25 protein-coding genes and 1 other RNA gene are annotated in these 22,627 nt (G+C 38.7%); 9 read left to right on the forward strand and 17 right to left on the reverse strand.

Annotated features, from left to right (window positions below; genetic code table 11):
- Positions 1–103: 103 nt before the first annotated feature.
- From WCX87_RS00625 to pseG, 4 genes are read right to left on the reverse strand one after another with little or no spacing between them, the layout of a single operon-like run.
- On the reverse strand, positions 104–2,014 hold the full coding sequence (locus WCX87_RS00625) for a motility associated factor glycosyltransferase family protein (protein WP_345980111.1): 1,911 nt from the start codon (positions 2,012–2,014) through the stop codon (positions 104–106).
- Between the two features lie 9 nt (positions 2,015–2,023).
- On the reverse strand, positions 2,024–3,064 hold the full coding sequence (pseI, locus tag WCX87_RS00630) for a pseudaminic acid synthase (protein WP_345980112.1): 1,041 nt from the start codon (positions 3,062–3,064) through the stop codon (positions 2,024–2,026).
- Positions 3,051–3,530, reverse strand: a complete 480-nt coding sequence (gene pseH, locus WCX87_RS00635) for a UDP-4-amino-4,6-dideoxy-N-acetyl-beta-L-altrosamine N-acetyltransferase (RefSeq protein ID WP_345980113.1) — start codon at positions 3,528–3,530, stop codon at positions 3,051–3,053. The genes pseI and pseH overlap by 14 nt, the downstream gene beginning before the upstream one ends.
- Positions 3,523–4,449, reverse strand: a complete 927-nt coding sequence (gene pseG, locus WCX87_RS00640; RefSeq protein WP_345980114.1) for a UDP-2,4-diacetamido-2,4,6-trideoxy-beta-L-altropyranose hydrolase — start codon at positions 4,447–4,449, stop codon at positions 3,523–3,525. The genes pseH and pseG overlap by 8 nt, the downstream gene beginning before the upstream one ends.
- 81 nt (positions 4,450–4,530) lie before the next feature.
- Here pseG and WCX87_RS00645 point away from each other — a divergent pair, with 81 nt between their 5' ends.
- Together WCX87_RS00645 and WCX87_RS00650 are read left to right on the forward strand one after the other, a co-directional pair.
- Positions 4,531–4,725: a YwbE family protein gene (locus WCX87_RS00645; protein WP_345980115.1), complete on the forward strand. Its 195-nt coding sequence runs from the start codon at positions 4,531–4,533 to the stop codon at positions 4,723–4,725.
- The gene (locus WCX87_RS00650) at positions 4,726–5,178 is read left to right on the forward strand and encodes a YaiI/YqxD family protein (protein ID WP_345980116.1); all 453 of its coding nucleotides are present in this window, start codon (positions 4,726–4,728) and stop codon (positions 5,176–5,178) included.
- Here WCX87_RS00650 and pseC read toward each other — a convergent pair.
- The 7 genes from pseC to WCX87_RS00685 all read right to left on the reverse strand — a co-directional run bounded on the left by pseC (position 5,175) and on the right by WCX87_RS00685 (position 11,234).
- A complete protein-coding gene (pseC, locus tag WCX87_RS00655; protein WP_345980117.1) occupies positions 5,175–6,302 on the reverse strand; it encodes a UDP-4-amino-4,6-dideoxy-N-acetyl-beta-L-altrosamine transaminase in 1,128 nt (375 codons plus the stop codon). The two genes, WCX87_RS00650 and pseC, sit on opposite strands and share 4 nt — an antisense overlap.
- Positions 6,299–6,562, reverse strand: a complete 264-nt coding sequence (locus WCX87_RS00660) for a hypothetical protein (protein ID WP_345980118.1) — start codon at positions 6,560–6,562, stop codon at positions 6,299–6,301. Before WCX87_RS00660 ends, pseC begins: the two co-directional genes overlap by 4 nt.
- Positions 6,540–6,914, reverse strand: coding sequence for a flagellar export chaperone FliS (fliS, locus tag WCX87_RS00665; RefSeq protein WP_345980119.1), 375 nt, complete (start codon positions 6,912–6,914; stop codon positions 6,540–6,542). The genes WCX87_RS00660 and fliS overlap by 23 nt, the downstream gene beginning before the upstream one ends.
- A gap of 11 nt (positions 6,915–6,925) precedes the next feature.
- A complete protein-coding gene (fliD, locus tag WCX87_RS00670; RefSeq protein ID WP_345980121.1) occupies positions 6,926–8,647 on the reverse strand; it encodes a flagellar filament capping protein FliD in 1,722 nt (573 codons plus the stop codon).
- Positions 8,648–8,756: 109 nt separating this feature from the next.
- A complete protein-coding gene (locus WCX87_RS00675) occupies positions 8,757–9,452 on the reverse strand; it encodes an SDR family oxidoreductase (protein ID WP_345980122.1) in 696 nt (231 codons plus the stop codon).
- Positions 9,437–10,453, reverse strand: coding sequence for a spore photoproduct lyase family protein (locus WCX87_RS00680; protein WP_345980123.1), 1,017 nt, complete (start codon positions 10,451–10,453; stop codon positions 9,437–9,439). The genes WCX87_RS00675 and WCX87_RS00680 overlap by 16 nt, the downstream gene beginning before the upstream one ends.
- Positions 10,422–11,234, reverse strand: a complete 813-nt coding sequence (locus WCX87_RS00685) for a hypothetical protein (protein WP_345980124.1) — start codon at positions 11,232–11,234, stop codon at positions 10,422–10,424. Before WCX87_RS00685 ends, WCX87_RS00680 begins: the two co-directional genes overlap by 32 nt.
- 104 nt (positions 11,235–11,338) lie before the next feature.
- Between WCX87_RS00685 and ffs the strand changes: the two genes are divergently transcribed.
- Positions 11,339–11,436: signal recognition particle sRNA small type (gene ffs, locus WCX87_RS00690), an RNA gene on the forward strand.
- 62 nt (positions 11,437–11,498) lie between these two features.
- A complete protein-coding gene (locus tag WCX87_RS00695; RefSeq protein ID WP_345980125.1) occupies positions 11,499–14,600 on the forward strand; it encodes a diguanylate cyclase in 3,102 nt (1,033 codons plus the stop codon).
- On the opposite strand, the gene WCX87_RS00700 is transcribed toward WCX87_RS00695, so the two are convergent.
- The 6 genes from WCX87_RS00700 to WCX87_RS00725 all read right to left on the reverse strand — a co-directional run bounded on the left by WCX87_RS00700 (position 14,597) and on the right by WCX87_RS00725 (position 19,818).
- Complete coding sequence (locus tag WCX87_RS00700) at positions 14,597–14,824, reverse strand: hypothetical protein (protein ID WP_345980126.1); 228 nt, start codon at positions 14,822–14,824, stop codon at positions 14,597–14,599. The genes WCX87_RS00695 and WCX87_RS00700 overlap by 4 nt on opposite strands.
- Before the next feature lie 13 nt (positions 14,825–14,837).
- A complete protein-coding gene (locus WCX87_RS00705; RefSeq protein WP_345980127.1) occupies positions 14,838–15,383 on the reverse strand; it encodes a ribonuclease HII in 546 nt (181 codons plus the stop codon).
- Positions 15,383–16,972: a response regulator gene (locus tag WCX87_RS00710; protein WP_345980128.1), complete on the reverse strand. Its 1,590-nt coding sequence runs from the start codon at positions 16,970–16,972 to the stop codon at positions 15,383–15,385. The genes WCX87_RS00705 and WCX87_RS00710 overlap by 1 nt, the downstream gene beginning before the upstream one ends.
- A gap of 2 nt (positions 16,973–16,974) precedes the next feature.
- Positions 16,975–17,349, reverse strand: a complete 375-nt coding sequence (locus WCX87_RS00715; RefSeq protein WP_345980129.1) for a response regulator — start codon at positions 17,347–17,349, stop codon at positions 16,975–16,977.
- A gap of 11 nt (positions 17,350–17,360) precedes the next feature.
- Positions 17,361–18,674, reverse strand: a complete 1,314-nt coding sequence (locus WCX87_RS00720) for a methyl-accepting chemotaxis protein (RefSeq protein ID WP_345980130.1) — start codon at positions 18,672–18,674, stop codon at positions 17,361–17,363.
- A gap of 79 nt (positions 18,675–18,753) precedes the next feature.
- A complete protein-coding gene (locus WCX87_RS00725) occupies positions 18,754–19,818 on the reverse strand; it encodes an ATP-binding protein (protein WP_345980131.1) in 1,065 nt (354 codons plus the stop codon).
- 176 nt (positions 19,819–19,994) lie between these two features.
- Here WCX87_RS00725 and rpsJ point away from each other — a divergent pair, with 176 nt between their 5' ends.
- From rpsJ to rplB, 5 genes are read left to right on the forward strand one after another with little or no spacing between them, the layout of a single operon-like run.
- Positions 19,995–20,306 carry a 30S ribosomal protein S10 gene (gene rpsJ / locus WCX87_RS00730; RefSeq protein ID WP_345980132.1) on the forward strand — a complete coding sequence of 104 codons (312 nt, stop codon included), beginning with the start codon at positions 19,995–19,997 and terminating at the stop codon, positions 20,304–20,306.
- Between the two features lie 9 nt (positions 20,307–20,315).
- On the forward strand, positions 20,316–20,891 hold the full coding sequence (gene rplC, locus WCX87_RS00735) for a 50S ribosomal protein L3 (protein WP_345980133.1): 576 nt from the start codon (positions 20,316–20,318) through the stop codon (positions 20,889–20,891).
- Positions 20,891–21,505: a 50S ribosomal protein L4 gene (gene rplD / locus WCX87_RS00740; RefSeq protein WP_345980134.1), complete on the forward strand. Its 615-nt coding sequence runs from the start codon at positions 20,891–20,893 to the stop codon at positions 21,503–21,505. Before rplC ends, rplD begins: the two co-directional genes overlap by 1 nt.
- Positions 21,505–21,786 (forward strand): 50S ribosomal protein L23, encoded by a 282-nt coding sequence (locus WCX87_RS00745; protein ID WP_345980135.1) that lies wholly within the window; start codon positions 21,505–21,507, stop codon positions 21,784–21,786. Before rplD ends, WCX87_RS00745 begins: the two co-directional genes overlap by 1 nt.
- Before the next feature lies 1 nt (position 21,787).
- Positions 21,788–22,627 carry a 50S ribosomal protein L2 gene (gene rplB / locus WCX87_RS00750; RefSeq protein ID WP_345980136.1) on the forward strand — a complete coding sequence of 280 codons (840 nt, stop codon included), beginning with the start codon at positions 21,788–21,790 and terminating at the stop codon, positions 22,625–22,627.

Here is a 22,627-nt window from a genome sequence, read left to right on the forward strand (position 1 = left end):
GTGCTTAAATTACTAGCGTAAGCTACGGGTATATTTCTTTAGAAAACCTTCTTAAGCTACTTCAGTAGTTTTCTATCTAAAGATAAAGCTTTTAGGCTTTATCTTAATCTTTCGGTAAACAGTTATTATTTCTACACTCTATGACTATCGCACTTCTTCCTCTAGTTATGGCAGTTACCTGAGCTTCTAGTCCACCTGCAAGTGAGAACAGCCAGTATTTGTGCTTTTGTATCCATTCGACAAGTTTCTCTTTTTTCTCTTCATCTGTATTACTTGACTGGATAACAAGTTTAGCAAGATCGAGTTCCTGATGGAATATATAAGACTGTACGGTATCTATATACATCTTTGAAAACTCTAAGCTCTCTATTCTTTCTTTGATAAGGTCGATCTCATCCATGAGTTTTAGTAAAGAGTCATAGTCTATTTCACTCTTTTGTATTGTATCTATATGTTCGCACTCAGCAGACACCTTTAAAAAGAGCTCTTCTACATCTTTTTTCAGTTCAAGACCGTAATCCAGCATCTCTGCCGTCTTTGTATACGCTTCTTTGAGAAGTTCTATATAACTCTCATGATCGACTTTCTCTAAGGATATCTTCGATTTCTTCTTCTCTTTTGCTACAAAAGATGCGAGGACATCTTTAAAAGGCATCTCTATAGAGCCTGTGATCCTTGCACCTCCTTCTGTAGAGTTATATGTCTTGATGTTATGCTCGTTTGCTTCATCTATCGCACGTTCAAAATAGTTTTTAAACATATCCCAGATATATGTCGTACGTATAAAACCCTCTCCACCGTATCGGACTACTTCAAGATCGTTATTGGACTGCTTGACTTCGGATTCGCTGAATATATGTCCTTTTGAATGACTTTTGCCATCATCGGAATATGCCAGATCCTGTCCTATCAAGACTACTTTATCGTATCTCATCAATAGTGCTAACTGATAACCCATATTTGCAGCACTCATACCTGCACCAAGATATCCGAAATCTTTAAAATCGTAATAGCGCATATATGCCAAAGGACGCATCGATAAAAGCAGTTTTCTATTTTGTAAATTATTGACAGTTTTTTGATGTGTCAAAGATGAGACAACAAAGTAAGTGTCTTTTACCAGTTCGTCATCCAAGTCTTCAAAAAACTTGGAAGTAAGAGGAACTCTTTCCATCGATACGACAAGGTCAGGTTTGATCCCCTCTTTTTGCAAAATAGGCAAAGATGCATCAATACAGACGATAGTGACATAATCAGCATACTCTTTAAGCAGTGGAAGCTGCTTTGCAAGTGAAGGACCTGTTGAGACGACTACGGCAAGATCACTGTTCTTACTTGCTAAAAGATCTGACGTCTTATAGTTTTGTAACATCACGGGAAGATTATTGATATGCTGTTCTATCCCAATAAGTGAATCGGTGGCATCGTTTCCATGCCCTAGAACCATATGTTTATATGCTCTGATGACAGTAGTATTTACATCGATTATATTTTGAGAATAGTTGTCTTCATAGTAGTGAGAGTGGATATGCATATCATATATTTTTGCATACGGTTTTATATCGCCTTTATAGATTATTTTTACCGCGTTTGCAAAGTTAAAAGAGTCTGCGCTTTTTATGATGACTCTTTCAGAAGCAATGTCTTCTGCTATATCAATAAAGTTCAATGCGATATAGATCATCTCAATATCAGGTTCTACAATCACAAGGTGTTTTAGAGATTCATTTTGCAGCAGAGCTTTTGTAAGCAGACCGTTGCCGATCCCGTAAAAAAACAGTACAGGGAATCTAATATAATGCTCTTGAATATTTTCAAGAGTTCTTTCCAACTCTTCTAACGGTTTCACATACAAAAAGTTTTTTGTCTGGTTATTCATAATATTGATATCAAGAGGATCTTTTCCTTGATACACATCGAATTTGGTGTTTTCCTGAATCGAAAAAAGTGAGACTCCAAGTAGCGGATCAACTTTTATTAGTGCTTCAAGGTTCTTTTTGTAAAAATCTTGCATATACCCTCTTTATTTTGTTATATCGTTATAAGACAGTCTGTCGCCTTTGGATAGATCATGAGTAAATCTACTTCCAAGAATATCACTGAGATGTTTTGGATGAAGTCCATAGCCAGGGCGTACAGAACGAATATTTTTTTCTGTAATGATCTCTCCGGCTTTTACGTCTTCTGCTATATAGAGACTTCTGCTGAACTGTCTGCTTTTTCTTTTTTTATCGTTCATAGTGTAGTCAACTTTACCTAAAAGTTTTTCGGTGTCTCTTATGGCGTTTATCATATGGGAAAACTCTTGTTTATCCATTGAAAAGTCTGCATCGGCTCCGCCTATAGACCTGTCTAAAATAAAATGCTTTTCAATCACCTTCGCCCCCAGCGTCACAGCTGCGATAGGTGCCGTACTGCCAAGTGTATGGTCTGAAAATCCCGAGATCACTCCAAATGTCTGAGCAAGATTCGGTATAGTCAAAAGATTTGCATCTTCAAGCGGTGCCGGATAAGCACTTGTACATTTTAAAAGAACTATATCATTATTGCCTGCACTTTTGCAAATATCGACCGCATCTTGTATCTCATCGATTGTGGCGATTCCTGTTGAGATGATCATAGGTTTGCCTTTTGATGCAGTGTATCGTATTAGTTCATAATCCGTTATCTCAAATGAAGCGATCTTGTATGCCGATGGATCGAACTGCTCTAGAAAATCGACGGCACTCTTATCAAAAGGGCTTGAAAATATGTCGATACCGATACTTCGGGCATATGTAAAAAGTTCTTCGTGCCATTCCCATGGAAGATAGGCTTCTTTATAAAGATCGTAAAGCTTTTTGCCATCCCAAAGAGTTCCGCCTTTGATGATAAAATCATCTTTTTCACAATCAAGCGTAAGCGTATCGGCTGTGTAGGTCTGAAGCTTTATCGCATTTGCACCGATCTCTTTTGCCGCTTTGATCGTCTCTTTTGCAATATTTATATCTCCTCCGTGGTTTGCGCTGAGTTCAGCGATGATATATGTACCGTCATTTATTAAGTCAAAATTACCTATTTTCATTTTTAAGCTCCAAACGTATTACTTCTTTGTTATTGATATTGTTTTTACCGATCTCATTAAAACCATATTTTTTGTAGAGATTGTATGCTCTAGAGTTTTCACTAAAGACCTCTGCGAAGATACTTTTTACTTTTAAAGTATCAAAGGAGTACTCGATGATCGTCTCAAGCAGGATGCTTCCAAGCCCCTTTGTCGCGACTTTGCTATAAATGCCCATCTCCAGAGTTTCTGAATTGATATCCGTAAAATTGATGACGCCGATATACTCATCATCTTTTTTTACCAAAAAGTATAGCTTTTCTTTTCGATTTTTTAAACTATCGATAAAATTCAAATGGTTTTCTAACGATATGTCACTATCGGTATACATCCATTTTTTTATATCGGGATGGTTTCTCCAAGAGAGTACCATCTTTTTCTCTTCCATGGTAAGATCGACAAAATTTATTAATGTGATGTTATTCATTGTCCAACTTTTTCAATATTGCAGATAGATGCTTCTGCAGATCTTTTTTGTCAAATTTTTTAAGGGTCGGATATTTTTTCTTTTTGAGAAAATCATACATATCATTTTGATTTGAAGCGGTTTTGATCGCTATAAAAGGAAGTCCCATAAAGGAGACTTCATTGAGGGTGACACTGGGAGTCACGATCGCAAGATCGCTGTTTCGCATCAGTTTGGCTACTTTATCGGAGTTTACATGTACCTGTATCCACTTCTTGTCTTTGACATAATCTTTGAGTTCATTGATATTTTTATTGGCGGTTGTCGTTACGACATCGACTTTGATCTTTTTAAAGTTCTTCAATACTTTGAGTATTTTGATATTAAGATTTTTTGTATCTGCCCCGCCCATTGCTAAAAAGAGGTGTCTTACTTTTTTCTTTGTTGTTCTGTTTTTTTTCTTTTTTTCTTTTAAGAACTCGTCTCTTAGAAGTGTATATTTTTTACCGCATCGAAGTTCGCATTCTTGGGGTACTAGACCTTTGTATTTTTTAGAATCTGCATAAATATTATGGTTTAAAAGAATGTCGCAGTCGTGTTTTTTATAATTGTCGTCAAAGACTAGGATCTTCGCTTTTGAATTTTTCTTGATAAAGCTTTCATATTCATGATCGATACCGTAATGATCGATTATCAGCATCTCTATGTGTTTTGAATCTAAGACACTCAGGAGCTCCTCTTTAGCGTCCGAATGCAGAGGTATGACTTGATATCCTGCTTCTAAGATCTTATGGTTTATATTTCCGTCAAGATCCTGCGTCGCAAAGGATATTTTGGTATGGGGATCATCTTTGTGCAGTTGTGCGGCTAAGACGAGATCTCTCATAATATGACCTGTACCGATAGTTGATGATGAGTCTGCTCTAAATAAAATATGCACTATTTCGGACCTTTCATAATTCATAGTATAATTATAGCTACAAATGCCGTGAAACGGGATATGTATAAGGAATTTACCATAATGAACGGCAATGAGCGCAAAAATATACGAAGCGGTATCCGCGTGGCTATAGTATTAAAACAGGACCAAGACACGGGAAAATTGACTGACGGTGTCGTTAGAGATATTTTGACAAAGTCTCCTACGCATCCACACGGCATAAAAGTACGACTTATGAGCGGCGAGGTCGGGCGTGTTAAAGAGATACACGGCTAGATGACACTGTATGTAGACGGGGATGCCTTTCCCAATCTTTTAAAACCCATTCTCTTAAGAAGTATAGAGAGACTCGGACTCACAACCTTCGTGATCGCAAACAAAAAGATCAATATCGGTGCAAGTGAGTTTGTAACATATCTCATAGTAGAACAGGGTGCCGATGAGGCTGACCACCGCATTGTCGAGATGGTTGAGGAGAATGACCTTGTCATCACTGCGGATATCCCTCTTGCAGACCGCGTCATAGCTAAAAATGCCCATGCGATAGATCATCGCGGGGAACTGTATAGCGTAGACAACATTAAACAGTATCTGGCAATGAGAAATCTGATGGAATCGATCCGGGAGAGCGGAGAGATGACAAAAGGGCCGAAACCTTTTTCACAAAAAGATGCTCATGAGTTTGCAAATCAGTTCAATGCGTTTTTAGCCAAACAGTTTAAAGATTAAAAACTGCATCCTCTGTAACTGTATTTTTCTATCACTTCTAAAAATGTGTCGGCGACGAACTTGGCATCTTCGTGACTCATCTCCTGATGGCACGGGATAGAAAGCTCGCAGCGGTAAAAGTCATCGCTTACATGTAGATGTGTCTCACCGAACATCTTTTTATAAAAACTGTTCTGGTAAATGGGCTTGTAGTGTACCTGCACACCGACACCTTTGTCTTGTAGTTCTGCAAAGATATTCTCTTTTGGACAAGCAAGTGCCGGACTAAGGACGATGGGGTAGAGATGTCTTGATGAACGAGTGTTCATATCCGGCTTTACGGTAGTAAAAAGATTGTGCCCTTGAAATCTCTCATCATAATAGTTGGCGATCACCTCTCTTTTTTCTAAAAACTCATCGATCCTTTTTAGCTGACTGCGTCCAAGTACCGCTGCAAACTCAGTGAGTCTGAAGTTGTGCCCCAAAGCGATCATATCGGAGTTCCAATACTGCTTTTTGACGATCCCGTGTGAACGAAACAGTTTGAGGCTCTGTGCAAACTCTTCATTGTCTGTCACGATACATCCGCCCTCTCCGGTAGTAAGCGGTTTGATGGCGTGAAAACTGAAGATGGTCATATCACTGAAGGTACCGATCTTTTTGCCCTCTACTTCGCTTCCAAAGGCATGGGAAGAGTCCTGGATGACTAAAAGATCATGTTTTTTCGCTATCTCATTGATCTTTTGTATCTCAACGGGTTTTCCTGCAAAGTCAACAGGGACAATAGCTTTTGTTTTAGGAGTGATAAGGCGTTCAATGAAACGTTCATCGATATTGCCGTCAAGTTTTACATCACACCAGACGGGCTTTGCACCAAGGGAGATAAACATGTTTGATGTTGCGACAAAGCTGATGGGCGAGGTAATGATCTCATCATCCTCTTTTATGCCGGCAACACTATAAGCTGCTAAAAGAGCCGATGTCGCAGAGTTGAACGTGACGGCATATCTGCATCCGATATATTCACATATCGCATTTTCGAAGAGTTCGACCTCTGCACCTTGTGTAAGATGAGAACTTTGCAGTACTCTTATGACTTCATCTATATCTTCTTGGTTTATGCTTTGGCGGGAGTAGGGGATCATTGTAGGATGTTCAGCCTTGAAGTCTCTTCAGTATGTGTGGATTCTAGAAAAGAGATATTGTCTTTTATCTTTTTCATTGTAATCGATGTTTCATTTTTGAGATCTTTAAGAAGTTTATCTGCCTGTTGAAACAGATAGAAAGCTTCCTCCATCTCGGAGATATCTTCAAACTGAGGCATACTTGTCATCAGATCATCTATTTTTTTTGTATCTTTGGTTACGATTGCCGCTTTAAACTCATTGAGCCACATTCGTTTCATCTCTCCAGGCATCTAAAAGACCGCGTACGACCTGATTTACTTCATCCAAATAGCTTTCTTTGTTCTCAAAGTTGGCTTTTGTTAAAAGTGTTAGCTGGTAAGTATAAAGTCCATGCAGATAGATCGATATATCACCCTGTTTTACATCCAAAGAGTTGATAAGTTCCGTAAAGATCGCATTTGAACGGTTTATCCAATATGTACGCTTCTCTATATCATCGTCTTTTATCGCACGTTTTGCCTGAGTATTAAAACGTAAAATACCTTCATACAGCATCTCGATAAGTTTTTGTGGAGATTCGACTCCGACATTATTTTGGGCGTACGTATTGTATGCATTTGTTTGGTACATCACTGTTTCCTTTAGTTATTAGTGCCGTTTACTGCCATAGTTATCTGTTGTTGAAGACTAGAAAACTGGTTGTTCATCCTGCTGATAATAGAATCATATTCAACGAATCTTGCTGTCATAGTGTCATATCTGCTGTTAAGCAGAGCAAGCGCTCTTTCTTTGTCTGTTGCAAGAGACTTGGCTTCGCTAACAAATCCATCATGCATAGCAGTTAAAGTACCATTGGTCTTAGTCAGATTTTGTATATTTTTATAAAGAGTGTTGAAGACACCGTCCGTTGTCGTCGTATTGCCGCTTGCATCGACTGTAGTCGTACCGCTGAAGTAGTTAGCCATAGCAGTTGGACTTTCAGCCATCTTGGTATCGAAGTCAGAACTGTTAAAACTTAACGTCCCGTCTCTGTTCACATCGACACCGTACTGAGCAAGACCTAATCCATCACTGTTTACGGATGTAAGTATTCTTCTTATATCTCTTCCTATGCTGTTGATCGAATTGTTCCCGTTAAATATACCGATTTTTCCTGCTTCGACATCTGTAAGAGTCATAGAGTCAAGTTGTTTCACCATAGTGTTATAGCTGTCTACGAGAGACTGCAGGTTGTCTTTTATAGGTTGAGCATCTTGAGTGATATTTATATTGGCAGTAGCCGCGTTCTCAAGAAGATTGATGGTCACTCCGACAGTGATATCGGTGATCGTATTTGTCGGTCTAGTCAATGTGATACCGTTATATTTAAAAGAAGCATCAGAAGCTGTTTGGATATCCGTCACACCTCCACTCACAGCTGTCGCTCCTGTTGTTAGACTAGTACTTAAAGTTCCCGGTCCCTGGTCTGTTATCGTAATAGGCTGATTTTCTGCACCGTTTTTTGCTGTTAAGACAAGACTGTATTGCCCGTTAATATCTCTAATAACGCTTGCACTTACGCTTGCACTTGCTGTCGCATCACTATTTATCATATCTGCCAGACTTGAAAGTGAGGTAGTAGCATCATAGGTAAAGTTTGTATTTACTCCGGCTGCATTAAGTGTCAATGTACCTGTAGTACCGCCTGTAATAGATTCTGTTTTTGTAGCAAACGCTCCGGATGTCAATGTATCATTGAGGAGATTGGCATTTAAACTACCCGGTCCGGTAGTAGTTCCAAGGTCGGTAAGGCTGATCTGCTGGTCTTGTCCTGTTGTCTTTGAATTGATTACCAGACTGTAAGACCCTGTACCTATTTGAAGGATACTCGCACTGACATCACTGCCTGCTATATCATTGATCTTAGTTTTTAGATCATCATATGAAGTAGTTGCATCATATGCTATCTGATAGTCGGTTCCGTTGACATTTAGGTTCATAGTACCAGAACCGCTGGCAACAAAGTCAGTCGATGCGGCAAATGTCCCGGATTGCATAACATTTGTAGTTGCAAGTTTAGTATCGGAGATAGAGAAAGTCTGTACATCGACACCTGTAGCAGCTGTTACACTTACACCTGAGTTTGTGCCAGATACAGTACGTCTTTGATATAAAGAGCTGTCTTGAAGTGAGTAAACAGATGAGCTAAAAGATGTCGTTAGACTTTGTAATAGATCCAGTGCCTGCTGCTTTTGTGTATTGAGTGTTATTTTATTATCGATTGGTGTAATAGTCAGTTTTTGTTCGTTTGCTTTTAGCTTGTCGATAACATCTGAAGTTAAAACACCAGAACCTACACCTAAAGAGCTAATAAGTCCAGCCATAACAGATCCTTTTTTCTAAATTTGTTTAGTTTTATTTATCTTGAGGGTATAATCGACAGAGTCTAGAGAATCTTTAATTAAGTTATTTGACAAGCAAAAATAGTTCCAATTACCTTTTTTTAACGACTGCGAATCTTTGTGGTCTTATGGTTATATCTGTTATGCAGGCGCCGTTTCTCATATCCAAAACATTCTGCACTACATCGGCTATATCTTCGGCTTCAAGCCTTTTGTCAAACTCTTCTGAAGGATTAAAACGCAGAGACTCAAAAAATGCTGTGTCCGTCATATCCGGATTTATGCTTACTACATTGACTCCGCTTTTTCTTACCTCTTCAAAGAGGGACTGGCTAAAAGCACGAAGACCTGTTTTTGTCGCTGTGTAGATCGCAGAGAACTTTGATGAGCGCAGTGCTTCTATAGAGGTTATGTTAAAGATGACCCCTTGATTGAACTTTAATACTCTTAGCAGGGCATTGCTCAGTATCATTGGTGCCGTCAGGTTAAGGGCTACCATTTTGGAGATGGTTACAGTGTCTATCTCTTCATGAGGTTCAAAAACTCCAAATCCTGCGACATTGCAAAGTATAGATACGGATGGATCCGTCTGTAGAACAGGGACGATAGCATTGAGCTCGAACTCATCACTCAAGTCGCAGGCAAGCGTACTGAAATTTGGATGTTGTATAGGGTCTGTATCTATCTCTCTGCTGATGCCCATCACATCATATCCAAGTTCTAAAAGTCTGATAGAGATCGCTTTTCCGATCCCGCTGCTCGCTCCCGTTACTACTGCAATTGCCATGTTCTAATCCTTGTCTCTGGTATATATTCTAATGCTTTTTGCGTCATTACATGTAAGATCTCTTGTTCAATGGTCTTACCGTAGGAGACGATCCCCTCTTTTACGTCGTAGGGATAAAAAGCGATATCGCTTCGTTTTAACTTTTTCATTCTCTTGAGATGTGTAGAACTCATCCTAAAACTGCCGAGTGTCAGTTGAAATAGTTTGTCAGGTTCTATTGTACAAAAAAGTTGCTCTATTAATGATGGATAGAGTTCATGAAACTCCTCGTTATAGATAACGGGATCGATACACACTCTGACTCTCCATCCTGCTTCAACTGCCTCTTTTATCGATTTTAATCTGCTCTGCAGGGAGGGAGTTTTATGCTCATAAGAGTCTATGATCTTTTGTGGAGACAGTGTCCATGCAAGCACTGTCTGTTCACTAGATGCAAGGTGTCTTATCGCTTTAAAGTTTGCACTTTTTGTACGGATCTCCAGATGAAGGTTAGGGTTCTTCTGGGCATGCTCTATCCATGCATTTGTATGTGATGTTATCGACTCTATTGCCAATGTATCGGTATCGTAAGAGATGGCGATAAGGGTCGGCTTCTCAAGGTAGGGAGTAAGTGCATCGAAAAAGTCTGCCGTATTGACAAAAAAGACACTGTTGGCAGAGTTGTACATCCCCGAAAGATAGCAGTACTCACAGTCATACAGACAGCCGAGTATCGAAGGAGTATAAAAGAAGTTCTCATATTCAAAACCGTCGCTGTAGTATGAACCTTCATATAAAAACGGTGCACTGCGGCGTGCCAAGATGAGGTTTTTGCTTCTGCTTTGTACGGCAAAGTCCTGATTGGGACGGTTAAACACATCTTTATAGTGCTTGATGATGATAATCTTGGATTTTGAGAACTTGGCTCTTATCTCTTTTGTTAAAGGTTCATCTAAAACGCTCTCTTCTATATAAAGATGCGAGAAAAGATCAGAGTGTGAGGGTTTTGATAAGCTGTTCAAGATACTCGCTCCTTTGTAGTTTTGAGAGTTTTTCATCAGGCAGCTTTATGCCGCTTTCATGTAAAGTGCCCTTTTGGTATAAAGGTTGTCCGCGGTGAAATTTGTAATAGTAGCAAGCATCGACAAACCGGTCAGACTGAGCTTTTGTCAACTGTTCAGATATCTCTTGAATAAGTTCTTTCTCATCTGCCGTAAATATCTCACCTTTTTTGATCACATATCTTGCGGAGGATAGGACCTGCTCAAGATCCTGCATGTTTTTGGATATCAGCTCTTGTGCAAGTTCTTTTGTCACGGCTTGCGGTTCAAAATGATCGGATACGACTTTAAAAAACAGTATCTGATGAGTACGAAAAAATCTTGAAGCGGCTTTATATACCCCGTAACTTTCCATATCGGCAGGAGTCTGCAGGACATTTTCTACAGGCTCATCTACAGACAGTATATCGCTCTCTTTTAACTGATGTTCAAAGAGGATGTCTGGAAAATAGGAGTGTTCTTTGTAGTTTATCTTGTGGATAAGCAGAGCCTCGCCTATCTTAAAATTTTTTGGAGCAGCACAGATACCGATGTTTACAAGCAGATCATTTTCATTGGGCGGGCAATGCCCTAAAAGAGCACTTGTCGCCATCATCGCGTTGAGGATGCCCATTCCGCTAATGATGAGTTTTATCTCTTCGTTTTCAAATAGAGTAAAGGGCAGAGAATGAACTCTTTTTAACCTGTATTTCTCTACAATAGGTCTGGCTTCGGCACTGAGTGCGGCTACAATATATAACATAACAATATTTTAGCGTATTGCTCTTTTAAAATAGATTTTTTTTTGCTATACTTTCACTCTCAAAAGCGTTGAAAACATAATCTGCTTTGTGTTTTGAACGCTCTCCTTTAGACCTGTGCAATGGCATTTTAGGGTAATGTGTCAGGGTAGGAATACAGCAGCACGCTTTGATTTGCTATGTGCCGCAGGTATCTGGAGGGGAGTACTTCTTCAAATAAAAAAACCACACTTAAAAATCACAGTAAGCTTCTTTTATACTTTTTATTGATATTATCATATCAAGTTCGATGTGAAGGATATAAACTGAAGTTCTTAGTTATACTGTTTTTCCTTTTTACTACACTTTTTAGCAATGAACTGACTAAAGTGACGCTGCAGTTAAAATGGCGGAACCAATTTCAGTTTGCCGGTTACTATATGGCAAAAGAGAAAGGCTACTATAAAGAACTCGGACTAGATGTGGATATCAGAGAGCTGGAGTTTGGCGATGATGTCATAAAAAAAGTGATGACGGGAGAAGCTGACTTCGGAATAGGTGATTCATCCGCTCTTTTATATAATGCAAACCACGACCTGAATCTGCTTTTTTTACTGGCTGCTTACCAGACATCACCCGCGGTACTTGTTACAGATGTGAGTATTAAAAAGATCTCAGACCTTAAAAATAAGAAGATAATCTTTAATAACGGTGAGATCGATAACGCATCGATAGACTCTATGCTTTACGCAAACGGTATTACCCAAAACGATTATACAGAAGTGGCCAATCGTTTTAGAGTGGACGACCTTATTACGCATAAAGCGGATGCGATGATCATCTATGCATCCAATGAACCTTATACCCTGAAAAAAAGAGGCTTTAAGTATAATCTTTTTGATCCTAGTGATTACGGTTACGAGTTTTATGATGATCTTCTTTTTACATCAAGCAGTTACGCAAAAAAATATCCAAAAATCGTGAACAGGTTTTATGCAGCGTCCATCAAAGGATGGGAGTATGCTTTTAGTCATATCGATGAGACTATCGATGTGATCTTGAAAAAGTACAATACACAGTTAAAGACCAGAGATGCGTACCGTTATGAGGCAGATGTACTTAAGAAGCTGGCTTATAAAGGCGGCGTAAAGTTTGGTGAGATAAATCAAAAACGTTTCACTGAGATACGAAAGACATACGACAGCTTAGGTTTTATTGATAGATTCGCATCGCTGCAAGATGATATATTTGTACCCAAAGAGATGATGAACAGGAACTTGACCAAATCGGAGTCAGTCTATATTCATGAAAAACGCACAGTATCGATGTGTGTCAATTCCGATATGATGCCCCTTGGAACCATCAAAGATAATCAGTACATCGGTATAGAATCCGATATTATGGATCTGATTGAAAAACAGACAGGACTGATTTTTAAACCGATAGTAACGAAGAATTTAGAGGAATCTTTGGAGTTTGTAAAACGAAAAAGATGCGATATCCTGCCTTTTATTATTAAAACAGATGAAAACCGAAAGTATATGAACTTTACATCTCCGATCATGGATATCAAGATATCCTTCGCAACAAAATCAGATAAGCCTTTTATAAATGATATCTCGAACTTAAACGGTAAAACGGTGGGTATAGTACAAGGCAGCGGGATAGAGTCAAAAATAGCTTTTAAATATCCGAAGATAAACATCGTTGAGGTCGAAAATCTAAGAGATGGATTCAAAAAAGTATTGGATAATGAATTATATGCGATGGCAGACTCTACTATGCGCTTGAACTATCTGATAGATAATGATCATATCGGCAAGATAAGTGTTTCGGGACAGTTCCCGGATGTAACACATTTGACTATCGGTGTCAGAGATGATGACTTTCCCCTTTACTCTATACTTGATAAAGCCGTTGACTCCATAAATGAAAAACAAACATTAAATATATACAACAAATGGAACAGAGTCGATGAAAAGAAGGTCGATAAAAATAAGCTTGTCTATAATATTATAGCTGTCGCGACTTTCATTATTTTACTTCTCTTTTTTATATCTATCAGGCTGAACCTAAAGTTAAAAAGAAATCTGCGAGAGCATCATCAGATGTTAAAAACTTTCGACAAAAACGTTATTGCCGTCGTTGTTAATCTAGATGGTTATATTGTTCATGTAAGCCAAGCCTTTATTGAAGTAAGCGGCTACAAAGAAAAAGAACTCATAGGTTCAAAGTTTTTAAAGTTTGTCCATAATGAGAATAAGAAAGAGATCTTCGAGAATATCATGGAAGCAGTGATATATGAGGACCCATATAAAATAGAGTTTGAAAATATCAAAAAAAACGGTGATGTCTATTGGACAGAGGTAGTCTTTATCCCAGAGATCGTAGGTCACAGCTTAGTCGGATTCAATGCCATAATGCATGATATCACATTAAAAAAAGAGATAGAGCATATAAGTAAAAACCTTGAGCATATAGTCGAGATAAGGACACAAGAACTTCTTGATAAGAACCGTGAGATAGAACATATACTGGATACCACGATGGAAGGGATACTGATCTTTCATAATGCTATATGTATCAATGTCAACAGATCTGCAATGGAGCTGGGCGGATACAGATCAAAAACCGATCTGATAGGTCATGCAATAGAAGAGTTTGTAACAGATGAGTATAAAGAGCTTGTTAAAAAAAATATGGAAGAAAACTATACAAAGCCCTATGAGATAATGGGAATTAAAAAAGACGGTTCGACTATGCCCTGTCTGGTAAAAGGGCATAGTTTTGAGATAAACGGAAGAGCTTTACGCATCACGACATTTATCGACCTGACAAATATCAAAGAGAAAGAAGCCGAGCTCCTTGAAGTACAAAAAGAGCTGCAGGAACAAGCCCATAAAGACTATTTGACAGGTCTTTACAACAGACGGTATTTTGCAGAGCTCGCTCAAAACTATATGGAACTCTTTCATAGGGAGCGTAAAGAGGCTTGTATCATGATGATCGATATCGATTTTTTCAAAAACATCAATGATACATTTGGGCATGCAGAGGGTGATAAGGTTATAAAACGTCTTGTTGAAGCACTTGTAGAGCATACAAGACATAGTGATATTATCGCACGTTTCGGCGGAGAGGAGTTTGTCGTCTTACTACCGAATACCGGAGTAAAAAATGCTCTGAGTCTGGCACAGAAGATAAGAAAAAATGTAGAAGCGTTAGAAGTCGTTTCAGACACTAAAGAGCTTATCAAGTTTACTATAAGTATAGGTGTTGCCGAGATAAGTTTTGATGATAACAATATAGAAAGCTCTATAAAAAGGTCAGATGACGCACTTTATAAAGCAAAAAACAGCGGAAGGAACAGAGTAGAGATGAGTGACTAATCTTCTCTGTATTTAGAGATCCCGCAAGGCTGGTTCGGAGTCGGAGGATGCTCTTTTAAATATGTGAGATCCTCTAAGGTCTGCGTGAGTACTTTTTTTTGCTGCAACAGAGGAAGCATGATATTGTCCTTCTCTTTTAAAGAGAGTTTCATATTTAAAAGTGTCGCTTCGACTTCTGCGTCGAGTTCTTTGAGTGCTAATTGTATATATTCTATTGATTTCATAAACGGGATTATATCAAAATAGTGTCGGCTCTAAAGCTTTTATCTTGTAAGTTTTTCTATGTGCGTCGCAGTAGCCGTGTTTTTTTATCATCTCTACATGATAAGCAGTTCCATAACCTTTGTGCGCAGCAAAGCCATACTCCGGATAGCTCCTATCGAGTTCAAGCATATCGATGTCATGTGCGACTTTTGCCAAGATGGATGCCGCACTTACCTCCGGTATCGTCGCATCAGCTTTAATGAGCGTTTCTAGATTTTTTACGCCAAAGCTGCTGTTTCCGTCGAAAAGATATCTGGAAGCTTCTATATTTTGTATGATCTCTTTTAGACCTGTCGTTATACACATCGATATCCCGATCTCATCTATTTTCGCAGCAGAGAACTTCACTATATGGTATGTCGAGTTCTGAACTATCTTTTCATAAAGCTCTTCACGTCTTTTTGCCGTTAGTTTTTTCGAGTCGTTTAAACCGTCGATCGCAGTATGTAAAACACATCCCGCCATCACCAGATCACCGGCGATCGGCCCGCGTCCTGCTTCATCTATCCCGCATAACATCAAATCTCTTCTGCCTCTTTTGGAATTTTTGGAAGATACACTTCAAAAAGTGCACCGTTTGCATGATTTGACGGGACTATTTTTCCGCCGTGATCATCTATGATACGTTTTGCGACATTCAGACCTATGCCGATCCCGCCCTCTTCTTTATGACTTTGAAACGGATCAAAAATCTTTGGCAGTATCTCTTTGTCGATCCCGCCGCCTGTGTCTTTAAAGCGAATAATAACATCTTCATCTGTCTCTTCAAAGGTGATCTGAAGAGATCGCTGTTCAAAATCATCTATCATTTTCAGAGCATCGAGAGCATTGTTTATTATAATGATAAAAACCTGTTCTATTCTTTGTTTTTGTACAATAGCTCTAAAATTATATTTTTCTTTATTCATACCGACTTCAAAGAGTCTGTCTTGAACATATATTTTAGATATCTGTTTGGCTTTATTGCATGCCAGCGTCAATGCGGTGATCAAACATGTGTAGATATTTGTAGAAGCAGGGGACTCAGATGTTTTAACAGCCATCTCTCTCATAGATTCTACGATACTGGCTATCCTGTTGACACCGTTTAGGATGGTCTCGATATCCTCCTGCAGGTAAGCCTTTTGCTTAACACCGTCGTCTAAGCTGGCAATATCGCCAAGCATGATCTCCAAGTTTCCTTTGATATAGGTCAAAGGAGTATTTATCTCATGAGTGATCCCGGCTGCCATCTTCCCTATGGTAGCAAACTTCTCTTCACGGATATTCTCCTCTTCACGCTCTTTGAGAAGTTTCGTGTTTTTACTGATCTCCTCTTTGATACACTCTTTTAAGTACTCTTCATGAAGATACAGATCTGTAATATCCTGTCTTAGAGCAATATACTCGATGATCTCATCGTTCTCGTCAAGGATCGGTACGATTACGGAGTATTCATAATATATATCACCGTTTTTTTTGAGGTTTTTGATCCTTCCTTTCCATACCTGCTTACGGGTTATTGTTTCCCACATATTTTTATAGATCTCATTGTTGGTGTCTGGATGTCTGACGATATTGTGCTTTTTACCTATAAGCTCCTCTTTGCTGTACCCGGACATGTAGCTAAAAGAGTCGTTTACATATGTAATTACACCTTCCGGATCTGTTTTTGTTACCGAAGCACTGGCATCTATCGCTCCCTTGTACTCCTCTAAAAGTTTATGTTTGTTTTTGAGGTGTTTATGAAGCAGTGCGCGTTTTGAAAGTTTATCTATCAGTTTAATGAGTTTGGGTGCTTTTATTGGTTTGAAGATATAGCCGTCGATCCCGATATTGATCGATCTTTCCAAGATATCTATCTGCTCCACGGCAGTTATAAGTACGATCGGAATATCTTGATTATACTCTTTGATCTTCTCAGCCATATCCAAGCCGTTCATCTTAGGCATATAGTAGTCTGACAGGATGATATCGGGATGGTGTTCGCGGTACATCTGAAGTCCCTCTTCACCATTTTTTGCAGTATATACCTTTTTAAAAGGTATTTGATTTAAGATCTTGAGTATCTGGTCTCGTATCAGATCATGATCTTCTACAAGTAAAGCTGTTAGACTGTTTTCACACATTCTTAAGCTTTAAGCATATCTTCTATCTTTTTACCAAGTGCACTAAGAGAAGAAAAAGGTTTCATTATGTAATTCGTCGCACCTTTTCTATGGGCATTAAGAACCTTGTCAAGAGTAGAGTAGGCAGTCATCATAAGTACTTTAACATCAGGGTTCTTTTCTAAGAGTTTCGGCAGTGCATCCAAACCGTTCATCTGAGGCATCATAATGTCAAGTAAGACCAGATCGGTGTCTTGCGGCAGTGAGGATATTGCCGTTAAAGGGTTGTTGAATGTTTTCACCCTGTAATTTCCTTCACGTGTAAAGTATTTTTCCAACATAGTCAAAATATCGTTTTCATCATCTATGATAACGATCAGTTTATCTTTGTTACTCATATTTCACTCCATCAGTTAAATAGTTTTTTCGCAGCTTCATGCATTACGACTTCGCTTCTTTGTTCTACAAGTTCGTCAAGATATTTGAACACATCGTGACTTGCATTTTCAATCGCAGTTATGCGCTCTTCAATGATCTCTTTGGAACACAGGACTTTATCCTTTCCACACTCGTTAGCAAGCAGGTTTGCCTGTTCGTGCACGATCGCATGCGGCTTTTCGAGTTTTGGATATGAAGGCATATTGGCAAAGTTCTCTTTCCCGACACCTTCTGTGTACCATTTCCCAAGACGGCACTCTTTATGCGAAGAGGCTTTAAAGTTGTTATTTTCGCCGAAGATCAGGGCATACACATTATGTTTGTATATGACATGGTCGATCTTTGCTAAAGATGTAAATATCTTATCGCTGATATGTTCGACTTCATACTGGTTACGGGATGCATTTTTCTCAAATGATTTTATCTTGATATTAAGGTCTTCTATCTTCTCTTTTGTATCAATGACGATCCTGCTTACTTCGCTTGTAGTAGTTTCTGCCTGATCCGTCTCTTGCTGCATCGCTTTAACGACTAAAGATATCTCTTTTGTAGCTGTCTGGGTTTTTTCGGCAAGTTTTCTGACTTCATCTGCAACTACGGCAAATCCTCGTCCGTGCTCACCCGCACGTGCCGCTTCGATAGCAGCATTTAATGCAAGCAGATTCGTCTGGTCTGCGATATCTTGGATAAGAGTCACTACTGTCGAGATCTCTGTGCTTCTTTCATTTAATGAACGCATACCGTGCATATTTTCCTGCATGTTTACATTTAATATATCCATCGCATCGGATGATTGTCCTATAAGTACCAATCCCTCTTTAGACTCATCTGCGATCTGTGAAGATTCGCCTTTCATCACTTTCAGTTCTTCGAGCATCTGAGAAAATGTTTTTTGGGTATCTGCAAGGGCAAGAGTAATAGCTTGTTGATGGAGACCTAAAATATTGCTGTCTCTCGTATCTCTCATATCGCTCTTAGTTATCACATAAAATGTGATATCACCGTTTTTGAGTTTACGGGAAGCCACTTTACCCGTACACTCATTGAGTTCGATAATAGTGTTGTCTTTTTTAAGTTCTTTTGCCAACATATCGAAATCTTTTATGTTTGCAGAGGCTTTTTCATTCTGAAACAGTGAGTTTCCATTTTTGTCCAAAGCAACTAACATCTCCTCCTGAGAGAAGTTTGCAGCTTCTTTGTAAAACTCTAACTCTTTTTCAAGGGATGCGATCCTGCCCTCGAGGTCTTCGATTTTTTTAACATCATTTTTAGCTGAAAAAAACATAAAGCGAATCCTAATTTAAAAAAAATTTTTGTATTGTAACCTATTTATATCTATTATTGGTAACAATTTTAGTTATTTTTTAATCACTGAGTGCCCATTCTAAGAACGGAATCATCTCTACTTTACTGATAGGATGGCTTATACTGCCCTCTTTGCTCATTGTCACACATGTGATATTTTGTATCTGATTTGAAAATATAAAACTCTCTATAGACTCCAACTTTTTAAAAAGCATCCTCTCTTCGGCAAACGGCATACATAGTATGATCTCACTTTTATTTGGAAGATAAAAATCCACCCCTTCATCGTAAAAACACTCGACACCGTTTTTAAACATCTCTAAAAAGACCATGTTTTCAAAAATTCTTGCAAAGTTTTTTTGTATGGTTATAGTATGTTTAAAGATGATATCGCAAAGATAGATCTTCTTGGTCGCTTTTGGATGGTTCAGTTTTGCCAGTTGATGGAGGTAGTTATCACTGACCATGGTCTCAAAAGATTTGTAAAGCATATCTTTTGAGACTTTTCTTTTAAGTTTTAACTTTTCATATACATTAAATGCAGAAAGTTTTTGTCCTACAAATCTTGTGGCTGTCTGAAGTATGTCAAATTCCAAGGATGAGAGTGCATATCGAAAGCGTTCTTGGATGTATTTGGCACGATTATCCGTCGAGACTCTGTGCATAGCTGCAAAGCCGCCTATTTGAAGGTAGTGTGAGATTGCAGTCGAGTCATAACGGCTTTCAAATGCCAGAAACTCCTCTAAATCAAGAGGATAAAGTGTCTTTGTGATCAAAAAATCAAGTTCATAATGTCTACGTGAACAGATGATAAGCTGCGATACGTTGATGATCTTTATCTGTGGAGTGTAGTTGTCTAAAACAAGGATATCTATTTTATTGGCTGTACAAAACGCTTGAAGCTTCTCGTTAAGCTCATCTATATCGATTCTGACATCATCCAGATCTATATATAGGTAGCTGCTTTTCTTACATGTAAGCAGATAGGCTTTGACCAGTTCCGTCTTTCCGCTTTGCGCGACACCGTTGATCTGGTAGCTTTGATGGTCAAGCTGCAGTTTGCGTTCAACGTAGTGACTTGCGGTCAGATCGATTTTATACAACTCTTCTAGTAAAATTTCCATATTTGTCCGATTTTTTAGATAGTGTAATTTTATCACTTCCTTATTAAAAGGAAATAAATTTTTAAAAAAAACGAAATTTGGCCCGTAAATCCTTGAATATTCGAAGGTATTTCGGTACAATTCCGCTCCCTTAAAATAGTTAGGCTAGACCTGACGAGTTCTTTAGAAGGAAAAATATGGAAAAAATTCGTTTGAAATTGAAAGCTTATGATCATCGTGTTCTCGATCGTTCAGTAGCATCAATCGTTGAGGCTGTAAAGCGTACTGGCGCACAAATTCGTGGTCCGATCCCTTTACCAACAAAGATTCGTAAATATACAGTATTGAAATCTGTTCACGTTAACAAAGATTCTCGTGAGCAATTCGAAATTCGTATGCACGCTCGTTTAATAGATATCGTTTCTGCTACGCCGGAAACTGTTGATTCTTTAATGAAGCTTGATCTTGCACCTGAAGTGGACGTTGAAGTTCGCTCTATGGATAAGTAAGGAGAGGTCGTGGAATTTATTGTTGAAAAAATCGGTATGAGCCGTACTGTCACAGTACCTAGTAAACCTGTTACTTTATTAAAAGTAAAAGAAGCTAAAGTATGTGAAGTTAATGATGGGATTGCTATTGTTGCGTATAACGATGGTAAAAAAATGAATAAATCTATAGAAGGTCAACAAAAGAAATATTCTTTGTCTTCTGAGTTTAATCGTTTTGTTACAATGAGTGTTTCTAACGTTGAAGCTGGTGATTTAGATCTTAGCCCACTTGCTGAGGCAAAAGTGCTAAAAACATCTTTCACAACAAAAGGTCGTGGTTTCTCTGGTGTTATGAAACGTTGGAACTTTGCTGGTGGTCCAGGTGGTCACGGTTCACGTTTCCACAGACTAGTAGGTTCAATCGGTAATGCTGAATGGCCAGGTCGTGTACAACCAGGTAAGAAAATGCCAGGTCAATACGGTAATGTTAAAGTTACTGTAAAAAATGAAATTATCTCTTACGACGCTGAAAATGGTGTACTTGCTGTAACTGGATCTGTTCCGGGTGCTAACGGTGCATTAGGTCGTGTAAAGGTTGCTAAATAATGAGCGCTATAGTACTTAATGAAAAATTTGAAAAAGCATCTGAGTTAGCATTACCAGAGAGTTTTAGTGGAATTAATTCACACAACTTATATCTTTACGTAAAGTCTTACCAAGCAGCATTACGTGCTAATACTGCTTCTACTAAGACTCGTTCAGAAGTAAGCGGTGGTGGTAAAAAACCATGGGCTCAAAAAGGTAAAGGTGGAGCACGTGCTGGTTCACGTCGTTCACCTGTATTTGTTGGCGGGGGTCAAGCTTTCGGTTCGAAAAACAACCGTAACTATGATCTTAAAGTTAACAAAAAACAAAAGAAACTAGCTCTAAAATTTGCTTTAGATGCGCTTGCTACTCAAGGTAAACTATTTATCGTTGATAGCATAGAAGTTGCTTCTGGAAAAACAAAAGACGCAAAAGCGATATTTAACGCTCTTGGTCAACGTGATGCATTGTTTGTAAAATCTATCTTAGATGAGCAAACATTCCTAGCATTCCGTAATATTCAGTCTGCTTATTTGATTGAAGAAAACGAGTTGAATGCATTCTTAGCTGCAACTTATCGCTCAGTAGTGATAGAAAAAGCGGTTTGGGAAAATCTTGTAAGAGAGGCTGAATAATGGCAGATATTACAGATATCAAATCAATTTTATATACAGAAAAGACTCTTGGTCTTCAAGAAGATGGTGTAATCGTAGTACAAACATCTCCTCGTATGACTAAAACTGGTCTTAAAGAGGTGTTTAGAGAGTATTTCGGAATCGTTCCGACTCGTATAAACTCACTAAACCAAAGCGGAAAAGTTAAACGTTTCCGTGGTGTCGCTGGTAAACAAAACGATTTCAAAAAGTTTTATGTTAAATTACCAGAGGGTGCACAAATAGAAAGTTTGGCGGTATAAGATGGCAATTAAAACTTATAGACCAATAACACCAAGTCGTCGTTTCTATACAAACGTTGACAGCAGTGACATTACTGCTAAAGCAAGTGTTCGTTCATTATTAGTAAAACTTCCTGCTCACGCTGGTCGTAACAACAATGGTCGTATCACTTCACGTCATAAGCAAGCCGGTGCTAAAAAACTGTACCGTATTATAGATTTCAAACGTAACAAGTTTGATATCCCTGGAACAGTAGCAGCTATCGAGTATGATCCATACCGTAACTGTCGTATTGCACTAATCAACTATGCTGATGGTGAAAAACGTTATATCCTTCAACCAAAAGGTCTAAACGTAGGTGATGTTATTTCATCTGCTGAATCAGGTCTTGACGTTAAAGTCGGTAACGCTATGAAACTAATGAACATTCCTGTGGGTACAGTTGTACACAACATCGAACTAAAACCTGGTAAAGGTGGTCAAATGGTTCGTTCAGCTGGTACAAGTGCACAGATCATGGGTCGTGACGGTAAATATGTTTCACTTCGTATGCCATCTTCTGAGATGCGTTTAGTTTTAGGTGAGTGTATTGCTACTGTCGGTACAGTTGGTAATGAAGAGTATTCAAACGTTGTTATTGCAAAAGCTGGTCGTTCTCGTCACATGGGTATCCGTCCTCAAACTCGTGGTTCTGCGATGAACCCAATTGATCACCCGCATGGTGGTGGTGAAGGTAAAACGAACTCAGGTCGTCATCCAGTTACTCCGTGGGGTAAACCAACGAAGGGTGCTAAAACTCGTCGTAAAAAAGCTAGTGATAAACTTATTATTACTCGCCGTAAATCTAATCCGAAGAGGTAG

It is taken from the genome of Sulfurimonas sp. HSL3-2 (assembly GCF_039645965.1).
Classification (GTDB): domain Bacteria; phylum Campylobacterota; class Campylobacteria; order Campylobacterales; family Sulfurimonadaceae; genus Hydrocurvibacter; species Hydrocurvibacter mobilis.

Coding starts and splice junctions, on each gene's coding strand:
- pseH (WP_345980113.1), bottom strand. CDS start 3,530: ATGAATAACATCACATTAATAAATTTTGTCGATCTTACCATGGAAGAG.
- WCX87_RS00745 (WP_345980135.1), top strand. CDS start 21,505: ATGGCAGATATTACAGATATCAAATCAATTTTATATACAGAAAAGACT.
- pseC (WP_345980117.1), bottom strand. CDS start 6,302: ATGATCCCCTACTCCCGCCAAAGCATAAACCAAGAAGATATAGATGAA.
- WCX87_RS00650 (WP_345980116.1), top strand. CDS start 4,726: ATGACACTGTATGTAGACGGGGATGCCTTTCCCAATCTTTTAAAACCC.
- pseI (WP_345980112.1), bottom strand. CDS start 3,064: ATGAAAATAGGTAATTTTGACTTAATAAATGACGGTACATATATCATC.
- WCX87_RS00625 (WP_345980111.1), bottom strand. CDS start 2,014: ATGCAAGATTTTTACAAAAAGAACCTTGAAGCACTAATAAAAGTTGAT.
- WCX87_RS00645 (WP_345980115.1), top strand. CDS start 4,531: ATGAACGGCAATGAGCGCAAAAATATACGAAGCGGTATCCGCGTGGCT.
- WCX87_RS00720 (WP_345980130.1), bottom strand. CDS start 18,674: ATGTTTTTTTCAGCTAAAAATGATGTTAAAAAAATCGAAGACCTCGAG.
- rplD (WP_345980134.1), top strand. CDS start 20,891: ATGAGCGCTATAGTACTTAATGAAAAATTTGAAAAAGCATCTGAGTTA.
- WCX87_RS00675 (WP_345980122.1), bottom strand. CDS start 9,452: ATGGCAATTGCAGTAGTAACGGGAGCGAGCAGCGGGATCGGAAAAGCG.
- WCX87_RS00685 (WP_345980124.1), bottom strand. CDS start 11,234: ATGTTATATATTGTAGCCGCACTCAGTGCCGAAGCCAGACCTATTGTA.
- WCX87_RS00715 (WP_345980129.1), bottom strand. CDS start 17,349: ATGAGTAACAAAGATAAACTGATCGTTATCATAGATGATGAAAACGAT.
- rplB (WP_345980136.1), top strand. CDS start 21,788: ATGGCAATTAAAACTTATAGACCAATAACACCAAGTCGTCGTTTCTAT.
- rpsJ (WP_345980132.1), top strand. CDS start 19,995: ATGGAAAAAATTCGTTTGAAATTGAAAGCTTATGATCATCGTGTTCTC.
- WCX87_RS00660 (WP_345980118.1), bottom strand. CDS start 6,562: ATGAAACGAATGTGGCTCAATGAGTTTAAAGCGGCAATCGTAACCAAA.
- WCX87_RS00705 (WP_345980127.1), bottom strand. CDS start 15,383: ATGTTATGCGGGATAGATGAAGCAGGACGCGGGCCGATCGCCGGTGAT.
- WCX87_RS00710 (WP_345980128.1), bottom strand. CDS start 16,972: ATGTGTGAAAACAGTCTAACAGCTTTACTTGTAGAAGATCATGATCTG.
- fliS (WP_345980119.1), bottom strand. CDS start 6,914: ATGTACCAAACAAATGCATACAATACGTACGCCCAAAATAATGTCGGA.
- fliD (WP_345980121.1), bottom strand. CDS start 8,647: ATGGCTGGACTTATTAGCTCTTTAGGTGTAGGTTCTGGTGTTTTAACT.
- WCX87_RS00700 (WP_345980126.1), bottom strand. CDS start 14,824: ATGAAATCAATAGAATATATACAATTAGCACTCAAAGAACTCGACGCA.
- WCX87_RS00725 (WP_345980131.1), bottom strand. CDS start 19,818: ATGGAAATTTTACTAGAAGAGTTGTATAAAATCGATCTGACCGCAAGT.